The 25916-nt window shown below is 31.5% G+C and carries 25 protein-coding genes; 15 read left to right on the top strand and 10 right to left on the bottom strand.

Going from position 1 to position 25916, the window contains the following annotated elements; genetic code table 11:
• Positions 1 to 693: 693 nt before the first annotated feature.
• The 12 genes from thrS (at position 694) to BXU01_RS17275 (ending at position 12822) form a co-directional block, all read left to right on the top strand.
• Entirely contained in the window at positions 694 to 2640 is a 1947-nt protein-coding gene (gene thrS / locus BXU01_RS17330; protein WP_083694323.1) for a threonine--tRNA ligase, read from the top strand.
• Between the two features lie 22 nt (positions 2641 to 2662).
• Positions 2663 to 3214, top strand: a complete 552-nt coding sequence (gene infC / locus BXU01_RS17325) for a translation initiation factor IF-3 (RefSeq protein WP_072974136.1) — start codon at positions 2663 to 2665, stop codon at positions 3212 to 3214.
• Positions 3215 to 3391: 177 nt separating this feature from the next.
• Positions 3392 to 3589: a 50S ribosomal protein L35 gene (gene rpmI / locus BXU01_RS17320; protein WP_022827375.1), complete on the top strand. Its 198-nt coding sequence runs from the start codon at positions 3392 to 3394 to the stop codon at positions 3587 to 3589.
• Positions 3590 to 3768: 179 nt separating this feature from the next.
• Positions 3769 to 4113, top strand: a complete 345-nt coding sequence (gene rplT, locus BXU01_RS17315; protein ID WP_041515545.1) for a 50S ribosomal protein L20 — start codon at positions 3769 to 3771, stop codon at positions 4111 to 4113.
• 151 nt (positions 4114 to 4264) lie between these two features.
• On the top strand, positions 4265 to 4837 hold the full coding sequence (locus BXU01_RS17310; protein WP_083694322.1) for a Crp/Fnr family transcriptional regulator: 573 nt from the start codon (positions 4265 to 4267) through the stop codon (positions 4835 to 4837).
• Positions 4838 to 4913: 76 nt separating this feature from the next.
• The gene (locus BXU01_RS17305; RefSeq protein WP_083694321.1) at positions 4914 to 5348 is read left to right on the top strand and encodes a carboxymuconolactone decarboxylase family protein; all 435 of its coding nucleotides are present in this window, start codon (positions 4914 to 4916) and stop codon (positions 5346 to 5348) included.
• A 159-nt stretch (positions 5349 to 5507) separates the two neighbouring features.
• Complete coding sequence (locus BXU01_RS17300; protein WP_255373792.1) at positions 5508 to 7232, top strand: tetratricopeptide repeat-containing sensor histidine kinase; 1725 nt, start codon at positions 5508 to 5510, stop codon at positions 7230 to 7232.
• 2 nt (positions 7233 to 7234) lie between these two features.
• Positions 7235 to 9010 carry a tetratricopeptide repeat-containing sensor histidine kinase gene (locus BXU01_RS17295; protein WP_083694320.1) on the top strand — a complete coding sequence of 592 codons (1776 nt, stop codon included), beginning with the start codon at positions 7235 to 7237 and terminating at the stop codon, positions 9008 to 9010.
• Positions 9011 to 9303: 293 nt separating this feature from the next.
• On the top strand, positions 9304 to 10788 hold the full coding sequence (locus BXU01_RS17290) for a tetratricopeptide repeat-containing sensor histidine kinase (RefSeq protein WP_123774078.1): 1485 nt from the start codon (positions 9304 to 9306) through the stop codon (positions 10786 to 10788).
• Positions 10789 to 10801: 13 nt separating this feature from the next.
• Positions 10802 to 11470 carry a response regulator transcription factor gene (locus BXU01_RS17285; RefSeq protein WP_083694318.1) on the top strand — a complete coding sequence of 223 codons (669 nt, stop codon included), beginning with the start codon at positions 10802 to 10804 and terminating at the stop codon, positions 11468 to 11470.
• Positions 11471 to 11570: 100 nt separating this feature from the next.
• A complete protein-coding gene (locus tag BXU01_RS23990) occupies positions 11571 to 11825 on the top strand; it encodes a hypothetical protein (protein WP_083694317.1) in 255 nt (84 codons plus the stop codon).
• Between the two features lie 193 nt (positions 11826 to 12018).
• Positions 12019 to 12822, top strand: a complete 804-nt coding sequence (locus tag BXU01_RS17275) for an endonuclease/exonuclease/phosphatase family protein (RefSeq protein ID WP_083694316.1) — start codon at positions 12019 to 12021, stop codon at positions 12820 to 12822.
• Here the strand turns inward: BXU01_RS17275 and BXU01_RS17270 are convergent, their stop codons facing one another.
• From BXU01_RS17270 to tgt, 10 genes are all read right to left on the bottom strand, one after another.
• Positions 12823 to 14082 (bottom strand): asparagine synthetase B, encoded by a 1260-nt coding sequence (locus BXU01_RS17270; protein ID WP_083694315.1) that lies wholly within the window; start codon positions 14080 to 14082, stop codon positions 12823 to 12825.
• Between the two features lie 337 nt (positions 14083 to 14419).
• The gene (locus tag BXU01_RS17265; RefSeq protein ID WP_083694314.1) at positions 14420 to 15085 is read right to left on the bottom strand and encodes a response regulator transcription factor; all 666 of its coding nucleotides are present in this window, start codon (positions 15083 to 15085) and stop codon (positions 14420 to 14422) included.
• Between the two features lie 111 nt (positions 15086 to 15196).
• Positions 15197 to 15988 carry a sensor histidine kinase gene (locus BXU01_RS17260; protein WP_083694313.1) on the bottom strand — a complete coding sequence of 264 codons (792 nt, stop codon included), beginning with the start codon at positions 15986 to 15988 and terminating at the stop codon, positions 15197 to 15199.
• Positions 15985 to 16461, bottom strand: a complete 477-nt coding sequence (locus BXU01_RS17255) for a hypothetical protein (RefSeq protein ID WP_255373791.1) — start codon at positions 16459 to 16461, stop codon at positions 15985 to 15987. Before BXU01_RS17255 ends, BXU01_RS17260 begins: the two co-directional genes overlap by 4 nt.
• A gap of 167 nt (positions 16462 to 16628) precedes the next feature.
• Positions 16629 to 17051 (bottom strand): hypothetical protein, encoded by a 423-nt coding sequence (locus tag BXU01_RS17250; protein WP_255373790.1) that lies wholly within the window; start codon positions 17049 to 17051, stop codon positions 16629 to 16631.
• Between the two features lie 95 nt (positions 17052 to 17146).
• Complete coding sequence (gene dnaB, locus BXU01_RS17245; protein ID WP_055091733.1) at positions 17147 to 18691, bottom strand: replicative DNA helicase; 1545 nt, start codon at positions 18689 to 18691, stop codon at positions 17147 to 17149.
• Between the two features lie 141 nt (positions 18692 to 18832).
• Positions 18833 to 19786: an acetyl-CoA carboxylase carboxyltransferase subunit alpha gene (locus BXU01_RS17240; protein ID WP_083694311.1), complete on the bottom strand. Its 954-nt coding sequence runs from the start codon at positions 19784 to 19786 to the stop codon at positions 18833 to 18835.
• 112 nt (positions 19787 to 19898) lie between these two features.
• The gene (locus BXU01_RS17235) at positions 19899 to 20786 is read right to left on the bottom strand and encodes a DMT family transporter (protein ID WP_083694310.1); all 888 of its coding nucleotides are present in this window, start codon (positions 20784 to 20786) and stop codon (positions 19899 to 19901) included.
• Entirely contained in the window at positions 20773 to 21861 is a 1089-nt protein-coding gene (locus BXU01_RS17230; protein ID WP_083694309.1) for an LptF/LptG family permease, read from the bottom strand. The genes BXU01_RS17235 and BXU01_RS17230 overlap by 14 nt, the downstream gene beginning before the upstream one ends.
• Before the next feature lie 87 nt (positions 21862 to 21948).
• Entirely contained in the window at positions 21949 to 23079 is a 1131-nt protein-coding gene (gene tgt, locus BXU01_RS17225; RefSeq protein WP_055091740.1) for a tRNA guanosine(34) transglycosylase Tgt, read from the bottom strand.
• Between the two features lie 260 nt (positions 23080 to 23339).
• On the opposite strand from tgt, the gene BXU01_RS17220 reads away from it, so the two are divergent.
• The 3 genes from BXU01_RS17220 to BXU01_RS17210 all read left to right on the top strand — a co-directional run bounded on the left by BXU01_RS17220 (position 23340) and on the right by BXU01_RS17210 (position 25800).
• The gene (locus BXU01_RS17220) at positions 23340 to 23660 is read left to right on the top strand and encodes a hypothetical protein (protein WP_083694308.1); all 321 of its coding nucleotides are present in this window, start codon (positions 23340 to 23342) and stop codon (positions 23658 to 23660) included.
• A gap of 254 nt (positions 23661 to 23914) precedes the next feature.
• The gene (locus tag BXU01_RS17215; RefSeq protein ID WP_055091744.1) at positions 23915 to 24766 is read left to right on the top strand and encodes a transketolase; all 852 of its coding nucleotides are present in this window, start codon (positions 23915 to 23917) and stop codon (positions 24764 to 24766) included.
• An 80-nt stretch (positions 24767 to 24846) separates the two neighbouring features.
• Complete coding sequence (locus BXU01_RS17210; protein ID WP_055091746.1) at positions 24847 to 25800, top strand: transketolase family protein; 954 nt, start codon at positions 24847 to 24849, stop codon at positions 25798 to 25800.
• Positions 25801 to 25916: the final 116 nt, after the last annotated feature.

The raw sequence follows: 25916 nt of genomic DNA, 5'->3' as shown, positions 1-25916 counted from the left end.
TTTTTATAAGTGGCTGGTTTGACGTTTTTTACAGGCAGAACTTTTTTGGCGGTTTTCCCGTTTTTGGACAATTGGAGCGATTTTACCGCAAAGATGCTAAGTTTTTATTCTCTTGATCTGTTTGCCAAAGATCGCAAAGCTGGGTTTTCTGCTGCTTTTCCTGGTTCTCGCAAAGACGCTAAGGCGCTAAGCCTTCTCTTTTGGAACGTATTTTTCTGTTTTATGTCTCATCTTACCTTTGAAACCTCTGTCCTAGCCCCGATAGCAGCGGAAATCCTTTTGCTTTTTTCTTTAAAAAGCAAAAGATTGGAGCGGATAGCGGGAAATAGCTCCTAATACTTAATTTAAATTCCAATTTTTGAAATCCTAAATTCCAAACTGAAAAGCTTCGGCTCGCTCAGCTCGACAAAAGCTCTCCTTATATATAGGTATCAAAAATAAATCCGACAGGTTTTATAAACCTGTCGGGTTGTGGGATCATATTCTTCCTTATATATAGGAGTTTTATACTTATGTATGCATACTTGCTACAGAAGCTTATTAGACTACATTATTACCTACTTATTGAGCACAGATAAGCACACCTGAAAATAATTATGAAATTTAGTCTTACATATTATAGTATAAACATGAATATATGTATTGTATGTATTTCTGTAATGCGTTATATTTGCATTCACAAAATTATAAACAATGATTAAGATTACTTTACCCGATGGGTCAATTAGAGAGTTTGCTTCAGGCGTAACTCCGATGGAGGTTGCTAAGAGCATTAGTGAAGGATTTGCAAGAAACGTGATTTCTGCTTCTTTTAATGGTACAACAATTGAAACCGAAACTCCATTGACGACCGACGGTAGTCTTATTTTATACACATGGAACGATGCGGAAGGAAAAAAAGCTTTCTGGCATTCGACTTCGCACGTAATGGCTCAGGCGCTTGAGGAATTGTTTCCTGGAATTAAATTAACTCTAGGGCCAGCAATTTCAAATGGCTTCTATTATGATGTTGATTTTGAAGACCAGAAAATTACTGATGCTGACTTTAAAAAGATCGAAGATCGCGTTTTAGAGATTTCGAGAGGAAAACATGAATTTAAAATGCGTCCGGTTAGCAAAGCTGATGCATTAGAACTATATAAAGATAATGTTTACAAGACTGAATTGATTTCGAATCTTGAAGACGGAACTATTACTTTTTGCGATCATGCTACTTTTACTGATTTATGTAGAGGTGGACATATCCCAAATACTGGTATTATTAAGGCTTTTAAAATCATGAGTGTTGCTGGTGCTTACTGGAGAGGTGATGAGAAAAACAAACAATTGACTCGTGTTTACGGAACTTCTTTCCCTAAACAAAAGGATTTGACTGAATATCTTGAACTTCTTGAGGAGGCTAAACGTCGTGATCACCGTAAATTAGGTAAAGAACTTGAATTATTTGCTTTCTCTCAGAAAGTTGGCCAAGGTTTGCCTTTATGGTTACCTAAAGGTGCTGCACTTAGAGATCGCTTAGAGCAGTTTTTAAAGAAAGCTCAGAAGAAAGCCGGATACGAGCAAGTGGTGACTCCACATATTGGTCAAAAGGAACTTTATGTTACTTCTGGACATTATGCAAAATATGGTGCTGATAGTTTTCAACCTATACATACTCCTGCAGAAGGTGAAGAGTTTTTATTGAAACCAATGAACTGCCCTCACCACTGTGAAATCTACAACGTGAGACCTTGGTCGTATAAAGATTTACCTAAGCGTTATGCTGAATTTGGTACTGTATATAGATATGAGCAGTCTGGAGAATTGCACGGTTTAACTCGTGTAAGAGGGTTTACTCAGGATGATGCGCATATTTTTTGTACTCCGGAGCAATTAGACGAGGAATTCAAAAAAGTAATTGACCTTGTATTGTATGTATTTGGTTCGTTAGGTTTTGAAAACTTTACTGCTCAGATTTCGTTAAGAGATAAAGAAAACAGAGACAAATATATTGGTTCTGACGAAAACTGGGAGAAAGCTGAAAATGCTATTATCAACGCGGCAGCTGATAAAGGATTAAATACTGTTGTAGAATATGGCGAGGCTGCTTTTTATGGCCCGAAGCTTGACTTTATGGTAAAAGATGCTTTAGGAAGACAATGGCAATTGGGAACTATTCAGGTTGATTATAACCTTCCTGAACGTTTTGAATTGACTTATAAAGGTGCTGATAATGAATTACATCGCCCTGTTATGATTCACAGAGCTCCATTTGGATCTATGGAACGTTTTATAGCAATTTTACTAGAACACACTGCGGGAAATTTCCCACTTTGGCTAATGCCAGAACAGGCTATAATCTTGTCTTTGAGCGAGAAATACGAAATATATGCTAAAAAAGTTTTAGATTTGCTAGAAAATCACGAAATTCGCGCCCTAATTGACAACCGAAGCGAGACTATTGGTAAGAAAATTAGAGATGCTGAAATGCAGAAAATACCGTTTATGCTTATTGTGGGTGAGGAAGAGGAGAAAAACGGAACTATTTCTATCCGTCGTCACGGTCAAGAAGGAAAAGGGAATATTACAGTTACAATTGATGAATTTGTCGCTATTGTAAACGAAGAAATAAAAAAGACATTAAAAGTTTTTACAGTTTAACTTAAATTATAAAGTCATAGCAATAAGAAGCAACAGAGGTTACCAACCTCGAGTAGAAAAAAAAGATGCACACAGAATAAATAACAATATTCGTGGTGTACAAGAAGTAAGATTAGTAGGCGAGAACATCGAACCAGGTGTATTTAAGCTTGCTGAAGCTTTACGTTTAGCAGATCAATTCGAATTAGATTTGGTTGAAATTTCGCCAAACGCTGAGCCGCCGGTTTGTAAAATCATGGATTATAAGAAATTCGTTTACGAACAAAAGAAACGTGATAAGGTATTAAAAGCTAAGTCTACACAAGTTGTAGTAAAAGAAATTAGATTTGGTCCTCAAACAGATGAGCATGATTACGAATTTAAAAGAAAGAATGCTGAGAAATTCCTAAAAGAAGGTGCTAAATTAAAAGCATTTGTATTCTTTAAGGGACGTTCTATTATCTACAAAGATCAAGGGCAAATTTTATTGTTACGTTTGGCTACAGATTTAGAAGAGCATGGTAAAGTAGAAGCTATGCCAGTTTTAGAAGGAAAGAGAATGATCATGTTCATTGCTCCGAAGAAAAAGAAATAGTGTTCAGTTTGCAGTTTCAGTATACAGTTTTACAACAAACCTGAAACTTTAAACCTGAAACAAAAAAGAAGTAATACAGTTAACAGTCGCAGTTTTCAGTTTCGTACTGTAGACTGAAAACCGAGACTGACAACTAAAAATATAAGTAAGTAAGAATAAATTAAAACACTAGGAAAAATGCCTAAAATGAAAACAAAATCTAGCGCCAAGAAACGTTTCAAAGTTACTGGTTCTGGAAAGATTAAAAGAAAGCATGCTTTTAAAAGTCACATCTTGACTAAAAAATCTAAAAAACGTAAATTAGCTTTGACTCACTCAGCGCTAGTTCACAAAACAGATATGAAAAGCATTAAACAACAATTAAGAATTATCTAATAAGTCTAAAGTGTAAAGTCTTAAAGTTGGAAAGTTTTAAACTTTTGACATTTGACTTTGAAACCTTTGACTAAAGATTTTCTTTAGGTTAAAAAATTATTTAAAAATAACCTTGGAGTATGGCTTTTAAGTTCCTTTGATTTAATTCAGGACGCCTGCTACAAAAACACATTAAAATTATGCCAAGAGCAGTAAATTCAGTTGCTAAAAGAGCAAGAAGAAAAAAAATAATGAAGCAAGCCAAAGGTTTCTTTGGTAGACGTAAAAACGTTTGGACAGTTGCTAAGAATGCAGTAGAGAAAGCAATGTGCTACGCTTACCGCGATAGAAAACAAAACAAAAGAAATTTCCGTGCATTATGGATTCAACGTATCAACGCTGGAGCTAGATTGGAAGGAATGTCTTATTCTCAATTCATGGGTAAAGTAAAAGCTAACGGAATCGAATTGAACCGTAAAGTTCTTGCAGATTTAGCAATGAATCACCCTGAAGCTTTCAAAGCAATACTTAATAAAGTAAAATAAACGTTTTATAAACTAAATTTAGATTACTTACTTATCATAGAAAAACCATTCGCTGCGGCGGATGGTTTTTTGTTTTTATACACATCTCCAAAAAGTTCCTATTTTTAAGAATTGATTTTAAAAAGTACCTTTGTAAACAATCATATATATCATGCACAAGCCACTTTTACAACATATTGAAAAGATCGTATACCTAGAACCTTCAGAAATCGATATCCTGAATTCTCGTCTACGTGTATCTACAATTAAAAAGAAAGAGCTTGTATTACAAGAAGGTCAAATATGTAATACGCTTTACTTTATTATCAAAGGCTGTATGAGGCAATATATCATAAATGACAGAGGAATTGAACAAACGCTTCAATTTGGTATTGAAAATTGGTGGATTACAGATTACATAAGTTATCATAATGACATTCCTTCTCATTTCTATATTCAGGCTGTTGAGAAATCAGAAGTTATTGCTATCGAGAAATCAACTTTAGAGGCTATACTTATTCAGGTTCCAAAATTGGAACGTTATTTTAGAATCGTTGCTCAAAAATCTTTTGGCGCAGCACAAATGCGAATCAAATTTTTATTTACAATGTCGGCTGAAGAAAGATATAATCATTTTAATGGCCTCTATCCTGAATTCGTACAACGTGTTCCGCAATACATGCTTGCCTCCTACCTGGATTTCTCGGCAGAATTCATGAGTAAAATTAGAGCCGGCAAGATCTAGTGTAATTTCTTGAAGTACTTCAAGTTTTTTAAAGGACATATATGTGACCTTTGTATCAAACTTTAAAAGAAATAAAATGAAATCTAGAATTGTTATTCAAAAGGTGGCTCCGGAAGCTTATGAAGCTTTAGTAAATTTAGAAAAGTATAACGCGACTACTTCAGTTACTCCAATACAGAAAGAACTAATAAAAATTCGCGCGTCACAATTAAATGGCTGTGCTTTTTGTATCAACATGCATACTGCTGATGCCAGAAAATATGGTGAGACTGAAAAACGCATTTACTTATTAAGTGCATGGCGTGAAGCTGATGTTTATACTGAAGAAGAAAAAGCAATTTTAGCTTTGACAGAAGAAATTACGATGATTAGCAATCATGTATCTGAAGAGGTATATGAAAATGCAGCCCGTTTATTTGATGACAAGTACCTTGCTGAAATTATCTTGCTTATAATAACCATAAACTCATGGAACAGATTAGCCATAACAACAGGAATGAGAGCCGTATAAGCTCACCTACAATACTAATAATCAAAGAAGCCCTTAAAATTTAAGGGTTTCTTTGTGTTTAATAAAAAAATTACCATTTGATCATAAATACTAAAATAAATAACCAAATTAGTGTATTTATTACTTTTCTTAAATATTTAAATTCAATACTTTTGGAGCATGATACCAAACAGATTACAAAATTATCTATATATTATTTTTGCAATTTTTATTTTAATTTCATGCCAAAAAAATAATGATGATATAACTACAAATCCAAACAACAAAACAGAAGTCAAAAGACTTATTGCTTTAGGTGATCGCTTTTATAATAATAAAAAAATTGACAGTGCCTTTTACTATTACAACAAGGTAAAATTCATTTGTAATCCTATAACAGATTCTGAAAATTTTGTTAGCACAGTAAACAAAATGGCAGATATCCAACAAAATCAAGGCGATTATATTGGAAGTGAATCTACCGTTACTGAAGCAATGCCTTATTTAAAATATGTAAAGAATCCGGATTTTGCATGGAATACTTATATCATTTTAAGCATAAACTATTTAAATACTAACGATTATAAAAAGGCAATATTATACAATCAAAAAGCTTTTGAGTTAAAATCAAAACCATGGCAAAAATTAGCTGCAGAAAATAATATTGCAATTATATTGATTGAGGAAGAAAAATATAATGAATCTCTTCAAATTTTTCTGCGTTTGCTATCTAAAAAAGAAGTAACCAGTGATGATGAATTTCATGCAAAGGTACTTGACAATACAGGATTTTGTTACTTCAAGATTAATGATTTAAAAAATGCAATTCATTATTCTAATAAAAGTCTTGAAATAAGAGAAAAGGGAAAAAGACCTTTTGACTTAGGAAAAAGTTATTTTCACTTTGCAAAATATTACGAAAAAACAAATCCTTTGCTGGCAAAAAAATATATGCTTTCGAGCTATACACAATTCACGATTAGTAATACTGTCGAAGACAGGATGTCGTCTTTAAAACTATTGATCAAAAATAGTTCTAATCAAGAATTAAAAAAATATTCTGTAATCTATGTAAACTTAGTCGATAGTATATTTGAAGTTCGGCAAAAAGCAAAAAATCAGTTTGCCAAAATTAAGTACGATTCTAAAAAAGACAGGGATGAAAACCTAAAACTTAAAACTCACAAAGTAGAAAATCAACTTCAGATTGAGAAACAAAAAAACAGAAATATTATTTCGTACATCATTATTGTAATTACACTTGTCCTTATTTTAGTACTTTATTTTTACTTAACATCCAGAGGCAATAAAGAAAAAATTGAAGCTACTTATAATAGCGAAACGCGTATTGCAAAAAAATTACATGATGAACTTGCGAACGATATTTATCATACAATGGCGTTTGCAGAAAACAAAAACCTTTCTCTGGTCGAAAACAGAGTGCAGTTAATAAACAATCTTGATGCTATATATTCAAGAACACGTGATATATCAAAAGAAAATAACCCAATCATTACTTCAGAAAAATATAATTTTTACTTAAAAGAAATGATTGCAGGATTTAATACTCCGCATATTAATCTTTTATTAAATGGTATAGATACTATTTCGTGGGAAAAGATTGAACAGAATAAAAAAATAACTGTTTACAGAGTCCTGCAGGAATTGCTTGTAAACATGAAAAAACACAGTAATGCTACCTTAGTTTCTATCACATTTAAAACTACAGATAAAAGTATTTTTGTGACTTATACAGATAACGGAAAAGGCATTGATTTGAATAATATAACATTTAGAAATGGACTTCATAATGCTGAAAACAGAATTCTTGCCATAAAAGGAACGATCGATATTGATACAGCTCCTAAAAAAGGATTTAAAGTCTTTTTTGAATTTCCTCTGTAAAAATGAAAAAGACTATTTATCTATTCAAAAATAAAGTTATTCTTACCTGTTTATTGCTAATTTTATTAGCAGTAGCAGGATCGTTTTATTTACTAAATTCTGATCAAAATCAAAGCAGGAGTCCTAAACCTAAACCAAAAAACAAATTACCTGAAATAAATAAAATCATCGAAAAGGCTGATTTTCTATTTGATCATCAAACAGATAGTTCTTATTTTTATTACAACAAAGCCATTGAACTTTGTGAGCCAAAATTAGATTATCTAAACAAGTATATTTACTCTCTGATCTCAATAGCAAATCTTCAACAAAATGTTGGCGATTACATTGGTAGTGAAGAAACACTGACTAAAACACTTCCGTATTTAAAAAAACTAAAAAATCCTAAATACGAAATAAACTATTACACTCTTACTGCGTACAATTACTTCAATACTTATGATAATAATATGGCTCTTTACTATCATGTAAAAGCTTTAAAACTAGCCAAAAAACCATTTAAAAGATCAGAGATTTTAAATGATATCGTAATTATCTATACTTCACAAGGAAAATATCAAAAAGCCGTTGATATAATTTTGCCTTTACTTTCAAAAAAAATCAAACACGATACTGATGCCAGGCGTACTATTAATAATTACTCAGTACTTCTAGATAACCTTGGCTTTTGTTATTATAAACTTGGTAATCCTAAAGCTCTGGATTATTTAAATGAAAGCTTAAAAATAAAACTTGAATTAAAGGAAGATTTCGAATTAATTGGAACTTATACTTGTTTTGCATCATTTTATGAAAAAACCAATCCGAAGCTTTCAAAAATGTATGCAAAAAAATCATACATTAGTGCATGTAAAGTAAATTCAGCAACATTTAAAGCTAATGGTCTGGCTTCATTAATAAAAAAAACTGAAGGGAATGAATTAAAAAAATATTCCTTAGAATACATCAAAATAATTGATAGTCTTATTATTAACCGAAGAAAAGCTAAAAATCAGTTTTTAACAATTAAATACGATTCAAAGCAAAGCAAAACAGAGAATTTACTACTAAAAGCTCAAAAAGCAGAAAATGAATTAGAGCTGGAAAGACAAAAAAACCGAAATATCATTTCGTATATTACAATTGTATTTATTCTGGGGTTTATTGTATTTCTTTATTTTTATTTAAAATCGAAAGTAACAAAAGAAAAAACTAAAGCAATAGCGGAAAGTGAATTGCGAATATCAAAGAAATTAAGCGATGAACTTACTAATGATATATATCAAACCTTGACGTTTGCAGAAAATATCGATTTGGAAAAAGACGAAAATAAAGAAAAATTATTGAACAATTTAGATCTTATTTACTCACGAACCAGAAACATTTCTAAAGAAAATAGTCCTATTGTTACTGATGAAAATTATAGTATTGGTTTAAAAGAAATGATTTCCGGATTTAAAACACAGGAAATAAACATTATACTAAATGGTTTTGAAACTATTTCGTGGGCTAAAATTGAAAAAAATAAAAAAATAACTATTTATAGAGTTTTACATGAATTGCTTATTAACATGCAAAAACATAGTCATGCTGCATTAGTAGGTATTTTATTCAAAAATATAAATAACGAATTTCTTGTAACATATACAGATAATGGCAATGGAGTTGACCTTGAAAATTTGGATACCACAAATGGATTGCAAAATATAAAAAACAGAATTTTAGGCATAAAGGGCAAAATCGATATTGATTCTAGTCCGGAAAAAGGATTTAAGGTTTTTATTAAATTTCCTGTCTAGAAATGAGAAGCAAATTTAAGTTTTTAGATCAAAAAACAATATGGAAGTTTTTGCTAATAGTCCTGATTATAACTTTAGGAAGTTTATTATATTATTCAAATTATTACGAAAACCATACTACACGAAGAATAAAAAAAGCAGATAATTCGATTGAAATTAAAAACTTAATTGATAAGGCAGATTTACTTTTCGATAACAATCAGAACACTAGTGCGTACTATTATTTTAATAAAGCAGTATTACTTTGCAATCCTAGAAAAGATTATGTAGAATACGTCTATTCTTTGTCTTGTATGGGAAATATTAAATATCTACAAGGTGATTTCATCAATAGTGAAGCTATACTTACCAAAACGCTGCCTTATCTAAAAAAAATAAAAAAACCAAGGTATGCCTGGTATGTATATGTTTTGTTGGGCGATAATTATTATAGTACAGATGATTACAGTAATTCTCTCTTATATTATAAAAAGGCATTAAATCTTAAACAAAGTAATTTTAAAAAAACTAAAGTTCTTATCTATATAGCTGCAGTTTATATAGAACAAAAGAAGTACGAGAAAGCAGAATTAATACTATTAGTTCTTTCTAAAAAAAAGGATATTTATTTAAAAGATAAAAAATTAAATGATAGTGAATATGCCAGAATATTATATCATTTAGGATTAAGTTATTTACGGCAAGGAAAATTAGAGGCGATAGATTATTTCAACAGAACTTTAAAAATTCAATTAGAAAGTGAAGATTATGATGCATTAATAGAAACCTATAAATCTACAGCTCTTTTTTACCAAAACATAAATCTAAAAAAATCAAAACAATATGCTAAAGAAGCATATAAAATATCCCTAAAAAAGAATGCCATATCAAATAAAATAGTTAGTCTAAAATTGTTAATTGAAACCAGTGAGGGAGCAGAGTTAAAAAAATATTCACAAGAATATTTAAAACTTCATGACAGTTTTAATACAGCAAAATTAAAAGCTAAAAATCAATTTGCCAGAATTAAATACGATTACAACCGGGAACAAGAAGAAAATTTACAACTCAAAGCTCAAACTATTGACAATGAGCTTCAATTAGAAAGGCAAAAAAATAGAAATTTTGTTTTATACATTATAATTTCATTGATTCTTAGCTTGCTTACATTTCTTTATTTTTATTTAAAATTAAAAGGTAAGAAGCAAAAAAACGATGCTATATTTGAAAGTGACAGGAGGATATCTAAACATTTAAGTGATGAACTTACCAATGATGTGTATCAAACGCTGACTTATGCAGAAAATTGCGATTTTCAAAAAGATGAGAATAAAGAAAAATTACTAAGTGATTTAGATACTATTTATTCTCGTACCAGAAATATTTCTAAAGAGCACAGTCTTATTTCAACGGACAAAAACTATGAAATTGCATTAAAAGAAATGATTTCTGGATTTAAAACTCCTGAATTAAATATTATATTAAATGGTTTTGATCTAATTTCATGGGATAATATCGAAAAAAATAAAAAAATAATTCTTTATAGAGTCTTACAGGAGTTGTTTGCCAACATGAAAAAACACAGTCAGGCAACTTTAGTGAGTATTAATATTAAAATTATAGATAAAAATCTGACTATAATCTTTAATGACAATGGGGTTAGAACGAAAAATAGTACACCAAATTTTAAAAATGGACTACAAAATGTGGAAAACCGTATTAAAACTATAAATGGAAATATTATTTTTGACAAAAATTCAGAAAAAGGCTTCAGAATAAGCTTCTCTTTTCCTTTATAAATACAATGATGATATGTTTAAAAAAGTTTTAGTTGCCGAAGATTTAGATAGTATAAGTATAGCGGTTATTCAGGTTCTTGAAGATTTAAAGATTCCTACAATTGATCATGTGAAATATTGTGATGATGGTTTATTAAAAATAAAAAAGGCGTTACTGGAAAATGAACCTTATGATTTACTTATAAGCGATTTATCATTTAAATCTGATCATAGAAATATAAACTTATCAAGCGGAGAAGAACTTATTGATGCAGCAAACGGCGTTCAGCCCAAATTAAAAAAAATAGTTTTCTCTATAGAGGATAAATCATATCGTATAAAATCTCTTTTTTATGATTTAGGCATTAACGCGTATGTTTCTAAAGGAAGAAATAGCATTAGTGAATTAAGAAAAGCAATTGAAGGAACATTTAGAAACGAAGAAAAAATACTCTCATCAGATTTATCTTTTAGTTTTAATGATAAATCCCTGATTGAAATTGAATCTTATGATATTTCTATTTTGAAACTTTTGGCTCAAGGCCATATATTAGAAAGTATTTCAAGCGAATTTAAAGCTTCTTCAATAACTCCAAATGGTACAAGCAGTATCGAAAAACGAATCAATAAATTAAAAATATACTTTAAAGCAAACAACAATGTTCATTTGATTGCGATTGCAAAAGATTTTGGATTGGTATAAATTTTACAAGTTGGTGTAAATTTTATAAATTTTTTACGGATTCCCGTAAGGAAATGACTTTTTATAGATTTAAGTTTGTGTAGAATTTATTAACTAACCAATGAAACCCAGAAACATACTTAGCTCTAAGAAGAACTTACAGCAAATGATGCTCTCAAAAATTAATACAACTCAAAATAAAATTATAATGAAAACTATGTTGCTTTGTCTTTTTCTATCCTTAAGCTTTGCTTTTGTTTCAGAAAAAACCGGATGGTTAGAAGTTGACTGGAAAATCATCTTTATACCTGCTCTTCTTGTTTTGCAGATCATAATTATAGGAACTGCTCTAAAAAACAGATATAAAAAGCATTAATTCCCTGCTGTCCTTTAAAGAAATGACAATTTATCTGCAAAAAAAATACCTTTTTGCAAACTATTTTTATGCCTATTCTAATTACTTCTTGATTAGTGATTATGTGCTAATGATTATTTTTTTAATTAAAAATTGAATAACTTCAATTATTCTAAAATTTTGAAATGCTTATATTTGATCTTTTAAAGACCACATGAAATATATTCTAAGTTTTCTTCTTTTATTTTTTACTACTCTTACTTTTTCACAAACTAAAATTCTATCATGGAATTTAGAAAATCTTGGAAAATCAAAATCTGAATCCGAATTAAATTTCATAGCAAGTACTATTCTCGATTTTGATATTATAATTATTCAAGAAGTTGTTGCAGGATATGGCGGTGCTCAGGCAGTAGCTAAATTAGCCGGTATATTAAACACTAAAGGTACAAAATGGGATTATTCAATTAGTAACCCAACAAGCAGCAGTAGTTATAAAACAGAACGTTATGCTTTTATCTGGAAAACCAGCAAAATAAAATTGAAAGGCAATACGTGGTTAGAAAAAAAATATAGTTTAGAAATTGACAGGGAACCTTACTTTGCAACATTCGAAATAAACAAAAAGACAATTACTTTAGTTAATTTTCATGCGATAACAAAAAACAAGCAACCGGAAACTGAAATTAAATATTTTAAATTTCTACCTGCTGAATACCCTACTTTAAACCTCGTATTTATTGGTGATTTTAATTGTCCTCAATCACATACGGTATTTAATCCATTGAAAAAAATGGGATATGCTCCTATTTTGCTAAACCAAAAAACTACGCTAAAACAAAAATGCAGGGATGATAATTGTTTAGCGTCTGAATTTGATAATATGTTCTATAAGACCAATTCTCTGGAATACATTCATTCTGGCATTGTGCCATTTTATAAAAATTTTAATTCCTTAAAAGAAGCAAGAAAAATATCGGATCATATTCCTATCTGGTTCGAATTTTCTTTGAAGTAATTATGTTTTTAATTTTTTCTTTCTTGCTGCAGGAAACAAAACATTATTCAAAATCAAACGATATCCCGGAGAATTTGGATGTAAATCTAAAACCGTAGGAGGATCTCCAACCTGATGTTGAAAATCTTCCGGATCATGACCTCCAAAAAAAGTAAACATTCCTTTTCCTTTTTCTCCATGAATGTATCTTGATTCGCCATTAAGTTCACAAGTTCCCATTATTAAAACATTCGATTTTATTAGTGCGGTATCAAATGAGGTGGTCTGCCCCATAAAACCTTTTACTAATTGAGTGTGATTCTGACATAACATACTAGGAATTGGATCCCATTTTGCTGAAAATTCCATTAGCGAAAAATAATCTTTTTCCATCGGTACTCTGCGTTTAGCAGTCATATCTATATCAGAAAACTCATAAACTTCAGGTCTTCTTTCTAATGTAAAATCTTTGAAAGCAAATGAATTTCCATAATTTAATTTTGATTGATAATTAGATTCACTCGCATCACCATCAAACATAGCTTCGCAAATATCAACTCCATCAGCAGAAAGTGCGATATCAAAACTATCTGTTGCAGAACACATAGCAAACATAAATCCTCCACCAATAACAAAATCTCTAATTTTTTTTGCTACTGCACCTTTTTCTTGCGATACTTTATTGTAGCCTAATTTAGCAGCAAGAGCTTCAGCATCTTTTTTTTGATCTATATACCAGGGTGTATTTTTATAGGCGGCATAAAATTTACCATACTGTCCTGTAAAATCCTCGTGATGTAGATGCAACCAGTCATAAAGTAATAATTGATCACTTAAAACTTCTTCATCATAGATTGGCGTAAAAGGAATTTCTGCATAAGTTAAGACTAATGTTACGGCATCATCCCAAGGTTGTTTACCTTTTGGAGTATAAACTGCAATTTTAGGTGCTTTTTCAAGAATAACAGATTCCATATTTTGTGACGGACTTGAAATTTCTTCTAAAATTGAAGCTTCTTCACTGTCGGAAAGTATCTCAAAACTTACACCACGAATCTTGCATTCTCTTCGAATTTCATCTGCGTCAGGAAGCAAGAATGAGCCTCCACGATAATTAAGCAACCAACTTGCCTTGTAATCTTTACTTAAACACCAATATGTTATTCCGTATGCTTTTAAATGATTTTGCTGTGTAGTTTCGTCCATCGGAATTAAGATAAACGATGCTTTTGCATTTAATGAAAGTAGCAATATGAAAATATAAACTAAATATTTATTCATTAGAAAATTATTTTAGTAAAGATATAAAGGAAGCATGAAAAAACACAATAGATATATCTCTTTTATAGTGGAATAAAAGTTAAATAAACAATTATCTAATGACAGAATTTTTTTATCAAAATCACGTAAAAACACCTATTTTAGAAACCCATATTAGTCTTACATTTGTTACCCCGGATCATCAAACTAATCAATTATAAACCAAAACTATGAAGATTAATGATAGTAATAACCAACCAAAGGAAATGAATATGATGCGAAAAATAGGATTATGCGTTCTTGTACTGACTATTATTTTGTATTACGTATTATCAATTCAGTTTTTAACAAGTTAATTTTAAATTGTGAGTACAGCAATTTCATTTTGAATTGCATACACAACTAATCCTGCAATATTTCTGGATTCTGTTTTTAGCAATAAATTGTTACGATGTCCTTCTACGGTTCTTGGACTTAAATAGAGGTGTTCAGCAATTTCTGAAGTTGTTTTTTGTTGGCAAATAAGTTGAAGAATTTCTATTTCGCGCTGGGAAAGAAAACCAGTTTCTAGATTTCCTTTAGAATTTTTCGTCGAAATAATTGTTTCCTGTATTGTCTTTAAAACATTTTCATTATAATGAAATCCTTTTCTTGCGACTTGATTAATGGTATTGATCAAATCTTTTGGAGTGGTATTTTTTATTAAATAAGCAACAGCTCCAACCTGAATCATATTTGCAATAAATGATTTTGTATCATAACTAGTTAAAGCTACTATTTTAATATCCGGATATGATTTTCTGATAATTTTGGTGGCTTCTACACCATTTAATACAGGCATTTTCAAATCCATGATAATAATGTCGGGTTTTATTTCGATCTTATCTAAATTTAAAAGAAGTTCTTCTCCATTTGATGCTTCAAAAATAATATCGATATTATCTTCTCTTTGCAATAAAAAAGATATTCCTTTCCGGAATAAAACTTCATCATCGACTAAAGCAATTTTAATAGCGGCACTCATTTAGTTTGATTTTGGTCGTTTGGTTTGTCGAAATTACAAAATATGAAGCAAAAAAAGAGCTAAGAAACCTAATATGTTGGGTCACTATACCATTTATTTTAGTATTTTAACTTAAAAAGTAAAAATTACAGCAATACCTCTGCCAATTTCAGTATTTATTTTTATAGTTCCGTCTAAAAAAGAGATACGGCTATCAATATTTTTCATCCCCATGCCTTTTTGATTTTCTGCCTTTTGGTTGTCGAACCCTACTCCATTATCTCTATAATTACAACTATTAATTTGATTTTCTTTTTTAAAACTAATCCAAATTTCAGATGCTTTTCCATGACGCAATGAATTATTCATTAGCTCCTGCAAAACTCTAAAAACATGCAAGTGCCGATTAATGTCCTGCTCATCAAAATCAATTTCATTTTCGTAATTTACTTTTACTGATTTGCTGCTTTCAAATTCTTCACACAACTCTTCGACTCCGGCATTCAAACCAAATTTTTCAAAAACGGGAGGCAATAAATTATGTGCAATTTTGCGTGAATTCTCTAAAGCTTTAGCTGTTAGGTTTATAATATTCTCTGTAATCTCTTTTGTTTCGTCTTCGGTTAAATTAGGAGAAGAAAGTAAATAAGAATTTAATGAAACGATATTAAGTTTAGAACTAATATCATCATGCAAGTCCTGAGCAATTCGTTTTCGCTCTTCTTCCTGCGTAAAAATAACGGCATGCAACTGTTCTTTTTGATACTGAATTTCTAAATCTCGTTTTTCTAATTCTTTCTGAATAATTTTTTTTCTGGAAAAATAAAAAAACGCAACTAAAAAAACAGCGACAACCATAAAAAAGCATGATGTGTATAAAATTATGGCGACTATTTCTTTCTCATAAACGGGGCTTACACTCATATATAAGTATTAATTTCTTTCTTGGATTTAAAACTAACTTTCCATTCATATAAAATAAAAAGATAATACATAAGAATTAAAAAAGCATTTAATCTCCAGCTCAAATATTTTAAATTATCACTTAAATTCGAAGTAAGATTTCCAACTAAATACAAAACTGTACTTGTAAGCAGATAAAAAACTACACCTATTGTGTAATAGTAATATTCTTTTTTATCTGATAACATATTATAAAAATGCAACAAAGCAAAAACTACAATCGATAAAGAAGTAAGTGTAATTTCAAATAGATTAAATTTTAAAAATTGATCCGGCTCTATAAAGTATTGAATAAACAAAACCAATAAAATGGAAGTAATAACAAGTTTTACGAAAAATTTTTGGTTTCTGGTTTTTAAAATAGATTCATAAAACAATCCCAAAAAAATCATTTGCCCAACAAAAAAAAGATTAATTGCAAATAGATTATTCATATGCAGGTAATACATAATCTCCATTATAAATTGAATTATAAAAATGAAAACTAAATAAACCATAAAAAAAACATTAGCTTTTTCCTTATGGAAAAAGCTAAATGTATATAAAATCAGATTAATTAATAAAACAAAATAACCTGAATATATTAAAAGGTCATCCATCTTTATTCATTCATCGGGCTACCTGGATCACCATAAGGGGGACAAGGGCGAGAACCGTCATAAACAACATCTCCACCACCATTTTCTTCGGATTCACCTTTTGCAAAAACATCTTTATAAATTCCAGTTTTTTCGTCTAGTTTGGTTCCAACAAATATAAGATTTTGTTCTCCTAATTCGTTTACTCCTATATAAGCACGAACTGCATCAATCTCCAGCGTTTTTTTCAGTCTTAAAACTGCTTCTAAACTTTCTAAGGGGATTAAATAAGAGTTTATTTTCTTTTTGGATTCTTCATCTTTAGAGTCTCTGTACTTTCTCGCCCATGTTTCACCTGTTGATAATCCGATTTCAATTTTTCCTGGAAATTTTTCTTCTGCCATAATATAAATTTGTTTTTGGTTACGATAATATTCAATTGCCATCAGACAATTGTTTTGCTAAACTACTGAATTTTTATCAGAAAATATTAACAAAAAGGCAGAAAAAAAAGCCTCATAAAGAGGCTTTGATTATTTTATTAAAATGGGACATCGCTGTCATCATCGTCATCATTTAAATTGCTTCCAAAGGCTTCATTTGCCGAAGGAAGATTTTTAGTTATGAATGGATTTTCATCGTGATTCATTTTAGATGGCAAATCATCATAATTACCTGAAAAATCATCCAGGTTATCAAATTTACCAAGATGTCCAAGAAATTTCAAACGAACGTTTTCAATACCACCATTACGGTGTTTGGCGATCATAATTTCAGCCTGACCGGCAGTTGGTGAAGCTTCATCATCATCCCACTCATCGATTTTGTAATATTCCGGTCGGTATAAAAACGAAACGATATCAGCATCCTGCTCAATTGCTCCGGATTCACGAAGATCCGACAGTAAAGGACGTTTACTTGATCCACGGGTTTCAACGGCACGCGATAACTGAGACAGTGCAATTACAGGAACGTTTAGCTCTTTTGCCAAGGCTTTTAAGTTTCGGGAAATTGTAGAAATTTCCTGCTCACGATTTCCTCCTCCTTTACTATTTCCTCCCGCAGTCATCAACTGCAAATAATCTACAATAATGATTTTGATACCGTGCTGTGAAACCAAACGACGACATTTTGCTCTTAAATCAAAAATAGAAAGTGATGGTGTATCATCAATAAACAATGGTGCCTTTTCTAAGTTTTTTACTTTGGTACTCAGCATTGTCCATTCATGAGGTTCTAATTTACCCGTACGTAATTTTTCTGATGAAAGTCCTGTTTCTGATGAAATCAACCTCGTAATCAACTGAACCGAAGCCATCTCCAGAGAGAACAACGCTACTGCATGTCCAAAATCGATGGCTATATTTCTCGCCATTGAAAGTACGAACGCTGTTTTTCCCATCGCCGGCCTTGCTGCAATGATAATTAAATCACTAGGCTGCCATCCGGAAGTAAGTTTGTCTAAATTAGTAAATCCAGTTTCAACACCGCTCAATCCTTCTTGTTTCGAAATTTCTTCGATACGTTTTTTAGCCTGCAAAACTAAACTTTGTGCAGTTTCAGAACTACGTTTTATATTTCCTTGTGTTACTTCATATAATTTTGATTCGGCCTGATCAAGCAAATCAAATACATCTGTTGTTTCATCATACGATGCTTCAATAATTTCAGACGAAATACGAATCAAACTTCTTTGAATAAATTTCTGAAGAATAATACGCGAGTGAAATTCAATATGCGCTGAAGACGCAATTTTTTGTGTAAGCTGAATTAAATAAAAATCTCCACCTGCCAAATCTAATTTTCCATTCTTTTTCAACTGGGCCGAAACTGTCAGCAAGTCAATTGGCTGCGTGTCGGTAAAAAGCTGAACGATTGCTTCAAAAATAAATTTGTGTGCATCTTTATAAAAAGCATCAGCCTGCAAAATATCAATTACATCATCTACCCCTTTTTTATCAATCATCATTGCCCCAAGCACAGCTTCTTCTAAATCAAGTACTTGCGGAGGAAGCTTTCCTTTTTCTAAACTAATGATTGTGGTTTTATCTACCTTTACAGGATTTATATTTTTGAAATTTTCCATATAGCGAAAGTAGCAAATTTTAAAAAAAAATCGCTATCGAGTTATAACTATTAATTGTTTATAAATACGTTCTGTTTGTTCATAACCAAAAAAAAATCCGAAACGATAAGGCTTCGGATTTTAAATTACTCTTGTAAGAATTTACTCTTTATATTCGCCCATATTACTGTATTTGTCCATTCTTTGGGCAATTAAGTCGGCTGTTGATAAGTCTTTCAATTCGTTATATCCTTTAGTAATATATTCGGCAACCGTTTTAAAAGTAGTTTCACGGTCATAGTGCGCTCCACCTAGTGGTTCCGGAATTACATCATCAACTAATTTTTGTTTCTTCATATCAGATGAAGTCAATTTTAAGGCATCTGCAGCACGTTCTTTGTACTCCCAGCTTTTCCATAAAATAGAAGAACATGATTCTGGTGAAATTACAGAATACCAAGTATTCTCTAACATATAAACTTTATCACCAACACCTATTCCTAGAGCTCCTCCAGAAGCACCTTCACCTACGATAATCGTGATAATTGGTACTTGCAAACGAACCATTTCGAAAATATTTCTGGCAATAGCTTCACCCTGTCCTCTTTCTTCGGCTTCAAGACCTGGATATGCACCCGGAGTATCTACTAAAGTTAAAACCGGAATACCAAATTTCTCAGCCATTTTCATCAAACGCAAAGCTTTACGGTAACCTTCAGGATTTGCCATACCAAAATTACGGTACTGACGTGTTTTTGTATTAAAACCTTTTTGCTGACCAACAATCATAAACGACTGACCGTTTATTTTTCCTAGTCCACCAACCATAGCTTTATCATCTTTAAAATTTCTGTCTCCATGAAGTTCTAAAAATGTCTCTCCGCAAATTGCTCTGATATAATCTAAAGTATAAGGTCTGTTAGGATGTCTTGATAACTGAACTCGTTGCCAAGCTGTAAGGTTTTTATATATTTCTTTCTTAGTTTGTTCTAATTTTTTGTTGATTTCTTTGCAGGTTGGTGTTACATCAACATCAGATTCTTGTCCAATTATAACACACTTTTGTAATTGCTCTTCAAGTTCTTTTATTGGAAGCTCAAAATCTAAATATTCCATGGATTTTTGAATTTTGTTTGTAAATCGAACCGCAAATATAAAAATATTATATCATTGGTTGGGTTAAATCGTATTTAAAATATAAAAATGTAATTTAAAAATAAGGAAATTATTACACTTCTTTCTTATTTTTATAATGTTTAAAAACACCATTTAAGATAACTGTAATTACAATTATCAAAGCGCCAATATAAAATTCAGTACTCATTTTTTCTTTTCCACCCAGTATAAAATAGGCTAACATAATTCCGTAAACCGGCTCTAAATTAGTCGTTAACATAACTGTATAAGGCGTTAATTTTTGCATTACTTTAACCGAAGCAGTAAATGCGTAGGCTGTACAAACTGAAGCTAAAACGAGTAATAAAATCCAGTTATTTAATGACATGGTAAAGAAATCTGCATTGAATTTTCCTTGCACTAAAAAATAGATCGAAATAAAGAAAACTCCTGCGCCAAATTCATAGAAGGTAATAACAGACGGTTCATGGTCAGAAATCAGTTTCCCATTCATTAAGGTAAATAAAACACCCAGAATAATAGAAGCCAATGCATAATACATTCCGTGCAGGTATTTAACTTCAACCTGCATGATTAGTCCTAAACCCGCAATAATAATTAACCCGAAAAAAACTTCGTACCATAATATCTTTCTTCCGTAAAAAAGCGGTTCTAATAAAGAAGCAAAAAAGGCACCCAATGAGAATATCGAAAGTGTTATCGAAACATTAGAAACATGAATGGCCCTAAAAAAGAATATCCAATGCAACGCAATCAATAATCCTACGAAAATTAATTTTGCAAAAGATGCTGCTGAAATAACAAAAGATTGTTTTTTATACACTATAAAAGCTGCCAGAAAAACTCCGGCAAGAAACATTCTGAACCAAACTAAATTTTCGGCATCAATTGTGATCAAAGCGCCAAGAATAGCTGTAAATCCCCAGATAAAAACAATTAAATGAAGGTTTAAATAACTTTTTAGATTATCGTTTCGCATTACGTAGTAAGTACACTGCTAAAATTCCGAAAACAATATTCGGAAACCAAACAGCTAATAAAGGTGAGAAAGTAGATTTTTCGGCAAGAGTACCAAATATTTTATCAAAAAACACAAATGAAAAAGCAATTGCAATACCAATAGCAAGATTGGTTCCCATACCGCCACGACGTTTCATTGACGAAACTGCTACGGCAATAATGGTTAGGATAAAGGCCGAAACCGGCACACTGTATTTTTTATAAAGTACCACTAAATAGGTATTAATATTTCCTGAACCTCTTTTTCGCTCTTTCTCAATAAAATCAATCAATTTGCCTAACGGAAGTGTTTCTGCAATGTAAACCACAGGGGTTAAATCTGCTAATTCAAACTTAAAAGCCACATTTTTTTCAGGAACTTTCTCGATATTATCATTTAGTTCACCAAGTGTTCTTTTTGTATAATCATACAAAATATAGGTCTTCTTTTTAGGATCCCACTTAATACGGCTTGCAGTAATTTTATAGGTTAATTGATCTTTTTCAAAATGTTCCAGCGTAAAATTAAAAGCCGTTTTAGACTCTTCATTAAAACTATTTACAAAAATAAAATCGTTATCATTAATTTGTCTGTAAACATTGGTGTTTTCACCGCGCATCAGCTGTTTTCCATTTCCTTTTAGATAGGTATACCTAAAATTATTAAAACCTTCACTGGCAGCGGGAACAATAAAAAACCCCATTAAAAGTACAAATACCGAAACGATAGAAGCACCAATAATATAAGGTCTTAAAAATCGGGTAAATGAAATTCCTGAACTTAAAATTGCAATAATCTCTGTATTATTTGCCAGCTTTGAAGTAAACCAAATCACCGATAAAAACAAAAATATCGGAAATAATGAATTCGCAAAATAAACCGTAAAGTTGTAATAATAGATCGCAATTGCACTAAAAGGAATCTTGTTTTCCAACATTTTATTCACCTTTTCAGAGACGTCAATTACAATCCCAATCGGGATAAATAATAAGATCATCACCGAGAAAGTGGCTAAATATCTTTTTAAAATATACTTATCTATTATCGTCAGCATATATAAATTTGTTTGTTTTGTTTAAGGTTTCAAGTTTCAAGTTCTGCTGAGAACCTGAAACTTGAAACCTCAAACCTGAAACTTTTTTTAAAGTCTTTGACTCATATTTTTAACCATCATTTCTTTCCATGGTCTAAAATCTCCTGCTAAGATATGTTTTCTGGCTTCACGAACCAACCACATATAAAAACCAAGATTATGAATCGTTGCAATTTGTTTTCCTAAATATTCGTTGGCAGCAAATAAGTGACGCAAATAAGCTTTTGTATATTCTGTATCTACAAAAGTGTGTCCCATTTCGTCGATTGGCGAAAAATCAGCTTCCCACTTCTTATTTTTGATATTTATAGTTCCGTTTGCGGTAAATAACATTCCGTTTCTCGCATTACGGGTTGGCATAACACAATCAAACATATCAATTCCTAACGCGATATTTTCTAAAATATTTATCGGAGTTCCTACGCCCATTAAATAACGTGGTTTGTCTTCCGGTAAAATTTCACAAACCACTTCGGTCATTGCATACATTTCTTCAGCAGGTTCTCCTACAGATAAACCTCCAATGGCATTACCTTGTTGACCTGAATTGGCAATGTATTCAGCCGATTGCTGACGTAAATCTTTATAAGTACTTCCCTGAACAATTGGAAAAAAAGTTTGCTCGTACCCGTATTTATAAGGCACTTTATCCAGATGATTTATACAACGATCTAACCAGCGGTGTGTCATGTGCATGGAGCGTTGTGCATATCTGTAATCGCAAGGATAAGGCGTACATTCATCAAAAGCCATGATAATATCAGCTCCAATTGTACGCTGGATTTCCATTACACTTTCCGGTGAAAAAAAGTGATATGATCCATCAATATGTGATTTAAACTTTACTCCTTCTTCCTTAATTTTTCTATTATTTGAAAGAGAATAAACCTGATATCCACCAGAATCGGTCAAAATATTACGATCCCAATTCATAAATTTATGTAATCCTCCGGCTTTCTCAAGAATTTCAGTCTGCGGACGTAAATATAAATGATAGGTGTTTCCCAGAATAATATCCGGATTAATATCCTCTTTAAGTTCACGCTGGTGTACTCCTTTTACAGATGCTACCGTCCCGACAGGCATAAAAATAGGCGTTTCGATTACGCCGTGATCTGTAGTGATACTTCCCGCTCTCGCTTTAGATTGCGGATCTTTCTTTAATAAATCAAACTTCATCTGTTTCTTTTTTCAGTCGGCAAAGATAGGCTAATTTCAGGAAAATTTAATTAGATAATTTGTCAATTAGAAAATTAGATAATGATTCTGATAACTAGTCTAAAAAAAACAAAAAAGTAAAAGAAATAACTTCGAGATTTGAGATTAAAAAAATTGGATTTCAATTAATAATGTGAATACTGCAATATCCTTACTTTAAAAATGTAACAATGAAAAGCCTTTGATTGCGTAACTTTATCAAACACTTAAAATTAGAAACCATGATAAATTCAGAAGAAAAAAATCCTTTAGATTTAGATCAGATTAAGGATGATCAAATCGAGAAAAATCTGGAACAACTAGATTATCCCGCATCAGAGGACATCTATAATAATGAGGATAAACTGGAAGACATCGATCCTGAAGGAATATCAGGAGAAAGAATTATAAATCCAGAGAGCAACAATAACGAATGGAAACAAAATAGCGATAAACTTGGAAACGATCTAGACATTCCTGGTTCAGAACTTGATGACGAACAAGAAGAAGTTGGTTCAGAAGATGAAGAAAACAACTTCTATAGTGAAGGAGATACTGAATAACCCTTTTTGCCACAAATTTTTACAAATTTATTTTTTGCCACAGATTACCTGATTAGAACGATTTTTTTAAATCACTTTAATCTTGTAATCTGTGGCAAAATTTTTATATACTACCAACAAGATCTCAGACTTTTTTTCTAAACCAATAAAAAAAGGCGTATAATTTAACAATTACATCAAACTAAAGCGAAAAATCATTTGTCAGCCCGCAAAATAAAAATTACTTTTGCACCAGTTTAACTTTTACACATAAAATGAAGCCTAACACACAACAATTAAGCGATTTAACTATCCAAGTAAGAAGAGATATTCTTCGAATGGTACATGCTGTCAACTCAGGTCACCCAGGTGGTTCACTAGGTTGTACTGAATTTTTGGTAACACTGTACCAAAACATTATGGAGCGCAAAGAAGGTTTTGATATGGACGGAATTGGAGAAGATATTTTCTTCCTTTCAAATGGTCATATTTCTCCTGTATTTTATAGCGTATTAGCACGTAGCGGTTATTTCCCTGTTTCAGAACTTGCAACTTTCAGATTATTAAACTCACGTTTACAAGGACATCCAACTACTCATGAAGGATTGCCTGGAGTTCGTATGGCTTCTGGTTCATTAGGACAAGGTTTATCTGTAGCGCTTGGTGCTGCACAAGCAAAAAAATTAAATGGAGATAATCATTTAATTTACACTTTACACGGAGATGGCGAATTACAAGAAGGTCAAAACTGGGAAGCTATTATGTATGCTTCTGCTAAAAAAGTAGACAATCTAATTGCAACTGTTGACGTAAACGGAAAACAAATTGATGGTACAACTGACGAAGTTTTAGCAATGGGAAGTATCCGTGCAAAATTTGAAGCTTTTGACTGGGATGTTTTAGAAATTGCCGAAGGAAACAATATCGATGCAATTTTAGCCGGATTAAATGATGCTAAATCAAGAACAGGAAAAGGAAAACCAGTTTGTATTTTATTACACACTGAAATGGGTAACGGTGTTGATTTTATGATGCACACTCATGCATGGCATGGTAAAGCACCTAACAATGATCAATTGGCAAGTGCTTTAGCTCAAAACTATTCTGCAGATCAAATCGACTATTAAAAAAGTGTTCAGTCTCAGTGTTCAGTATTCAGCTTAGAAACCTGATCACTAAGAAACTAAGCATCTCATAAAAGACAAAAATGAAAAAATACACAAATACAGGAAGTAAAGATACCCGTTCTGGTTTTGGAGCAGGAATGACTGAATTAGGTCAAAAAAACGAAAAAGTAGTAGCACTTTGTGCTGATTTAATTGGATCATTGAAATTTGATGATTTCAAAAAAAATCACCCAGAGCGTTTTTTCCAAATTGGTATTGCAGAAGCAAATATGATTGGTATTGCTGCTGGTTTAACTATTGGAGGAAAAATTCCTTTTACAGGAACTTTCGCTAACTTTTCTACAGGAAGAGTTTACGATCAAATTCGTCAATCAGTTGCTTACTCTGATAAAAATGTAAAAATCTGTGCTTCTCACGCTGGTTTAACACTAGGAGAAGACGGAGCAACTCACCAAATTCTTGAAGATATTGGTTTAATGAAAATGTTACCTGGAATGACTGTAATCAATACTTGTGATTACAATCAGACTAAAGCGGCTACATTAGCATTAGCAGATCATCATGGTCCGGCTTATTTACGTTTTGGACGTCCGGTAGTACCTAACTTTACTCCTGCTGATGAGCCTTTCGTAATTGGAAAAGCAATTTTATTAAACGAAGGAACTGACGTAACAATCGTAGCAACAGGACACTTAGTTTGGGAAGCTCTTATTGCTGCTGAAGCATTAGAAGCAAAAGGAATTTCTGCTGAAGTAATTAACATTCACACTATTAAACCTCTTGATGAAGAAGCGATTCTAAAATCATTGGCAAAAACTAAATGTGTTGTAACTGCAGAAGAGCACAATATTCTTGGAGGTCTTGGAGAAAGCGTTTCAAGAGTATTAGCTTTAAACAATCCAGCTCCTCAAGAGTTTGTTGCTGTAAACGATAGTTTTGGTGAATCTGGAACTCCGGAGCAATTAATGGAAAAATACAAACTAAACAATCAGGCGATTGTTGAAGCTGTAGAAAGAGTTATTAAAAGAAAATAATTTACGATTTTCTTACTTTATAAAAAAAACCTCGAAAGCAATTTCGAGGTTTTTTTGTACCCTGAATATCATTTAATTATTCAGCAACAGATATACTTTAGCATTTTATATCACAA

The sequence above is a fragment of the [Flexibacter] sp. ATCC 35103 genome, from assembly GCF_001975985.1.
GTDB lineage: Bacteria > Bacteroidota > Bacteroidia > Flavobacteriales > Flavobacteriaceae > Flavobacterium.
The sequence above is the reverse complement of the archived record's forward strand: the minus strand, read 5'-3'. Positions and strand labels throughout refer to the sequence as shown.

What these genes read in the sequence shown, in the direction of transcription:
- BXU01_RS17235 (WP_083694310.1), bottom strand. Translation starts at nt 20,786, where the DNA reads ATGCGAAACGATAATCTAAAAAGTTATTTAAACCTTCATTTAATTGTT.
- rplT (WP_041515545.1), top strand. Translation starts at nt 3,769, where the DNA reads ATGCCAAGAGCAGTAAATTCAGTTGCTAAAAGAGCAAGAAGAAAAAAA.
- BXU01_RS17270 (WP_083694315.1), bottom strand. Translation starts at nt 14,082, where the DNA reads ATGAATAAATATTTAGTTTATATTTTCATATTGCTACTTTCATTAAAT.
- dnaB (WP_055091733.1), bottom strand. Translation starts at nt 18,691, where the DNA reads ATGGAAAATTTCAAAAATATAAATCCTGTAAAGGTAGATAAAACCACA.
- BXU01_RS17220 (WP_083694308.1), top strand. Translation starts at nt 23,340, where the DNA reads ATGATAAATTCAGAAGAAAAAAATCCTTTAGATTTAGATCAGATTAAG.
- BXU01_RS17215 (WP_055091744.1), top strand. Translation starts at nt 23,915, where the DNA reads ATGAAGCCTAACACACAACAATTAAGCGATTTAACTATCCAAGTAAGA.
- rpmI (WP_022827375.1), top strand. Translation starts at nt 3,392, where the DNA reads ATGCCTAAAATGAAAACAAAATCTAGCGCCAAGAAACGTTTCAAAGTT.
- BXU01_RS17230 (WP_083694309.1), bottom strand. Translation starts at nt 21,861, where the DNA reads ATGCTGACGATAATAGATAAGTATATTTTAAAAAGATATTTAGCCACT.
- tgt (WP_055091740.1), bottom strand. Translation starts at nt 23,079, where the DNA reads ATGAAGTTTGATTTATTAAAGAAAGATCCGCAATCTAAAGCGAGAGCG.
- BXU01_RS17260 (WP_083694313.1), bottom strand. Translation starts at nt 15,988, where the DNA reads ATGAGTGTAAGCCCCGTTTATGAGAAAGAAATAGTCGCCATAATTTTA.
- BXU01_RS17210 (WP_055091746.1), top strand. Translation starts at nt 24,847, where the DNA reads ATGAAAAAATACACAAATACAGGAAGTAAAGATACCCGTTCTGGTTTT.
- BXU01_RS17295 (WP_083694320.1), top strand. Translation starts at nt 7,235, where the DNA reads ATGAAAAAGACTATTTATCTATTCAAAAATAAAGTTATTCTTACCTGT.
- BXU01_RS17285 (WP_083694318.1), top strand. Translation starts at nt 10,802, where the DNA reads ATGTTTAAAAAAGTTTTAGTTGCCGAAGATTTAGATAGTATAAGTATA.
- BXU01_RS17275 (WP_083694316.1), top strand. Translation starts at nt 12,019, where the DNA reads ATGAAATATATTCTAAGTTTTCTTCTTTTATTTTTTACTACTCTTACT.
- thrS (WP_083694323.1), top strand. Translation starts at nt 694, where the DNA reads ATGATTAAGATTACTTTACCCGATGGGTCAATTAGAGAGTTTGCTTCA.
- BXU01_RS17250 (WP_255373790.1), bottom strand. Translation starts at nt 17,051, where the DNA reads ATGGCAATTGAATATTATCGTAACCAAAAACAAATTTATATTATGGCA.
- BXU01_RS17305 (WP_083694321.1), top strand. Translation starts at nt 4,914, where the DNA reads ATGAAATCTAGAATTGTTATTCAAAAGGTGGCTCCGGAAGCTTATGAA.
- BXU01_RS23990 (WP_083694317.1), top strand. Translation starts at nt 11,571, where the DNA reads ATGAAACCCAGAAACATACTTAGCTCTAAGAAGAACTTACAGCAAATG.
- BXU01_RS17265 (WP_083694314.1), bottom strand. Translation starts at nt 15,085, where the DNA reads ATGAGTGCCGCTATTAAAATTGCTTTAGTCGATGATGAAGTTTTATTC.
- BXU01_RS17255 (WP_255373791.1), bottom strand. Translation starts at nt 16,461, where the DNA reads ATGAATAATCTATTTGCAATTAATCTTTTTTTTGTTGGGCAAATGATT.
- BXU01_RS17300 (WP_255373792.1), top strand. Translation starts at nt 5,508, where the DNA reads ATGATACCAAACAGATTACAAAATTATCTATATATTATTTTTGCAATT.
- BXU01_RS17310 (WP_083694322.1), top strand. Translation starts at nt 4,265, where the DNA reads ATGCACAAGCCACTTTTACAACATATTGAAAAGATCGTATACCTAGAA.
- BXU01_RS17240 (WP_083694311.1), bottom strand. Translation starts at nt 19,786, where the DNA reads ATGGAATATTTAGATTTTGAGCTTCCAATAAAAGAACTTGAAGAGCAA.
- BXU01_RS17290 (WP_123774078.1), top strand. Translation starts at nt 9,304, where the DNA reads ATGGGAAATATTAAATATCTACAAGGTGATTTCATCAATAGTGAAGCT.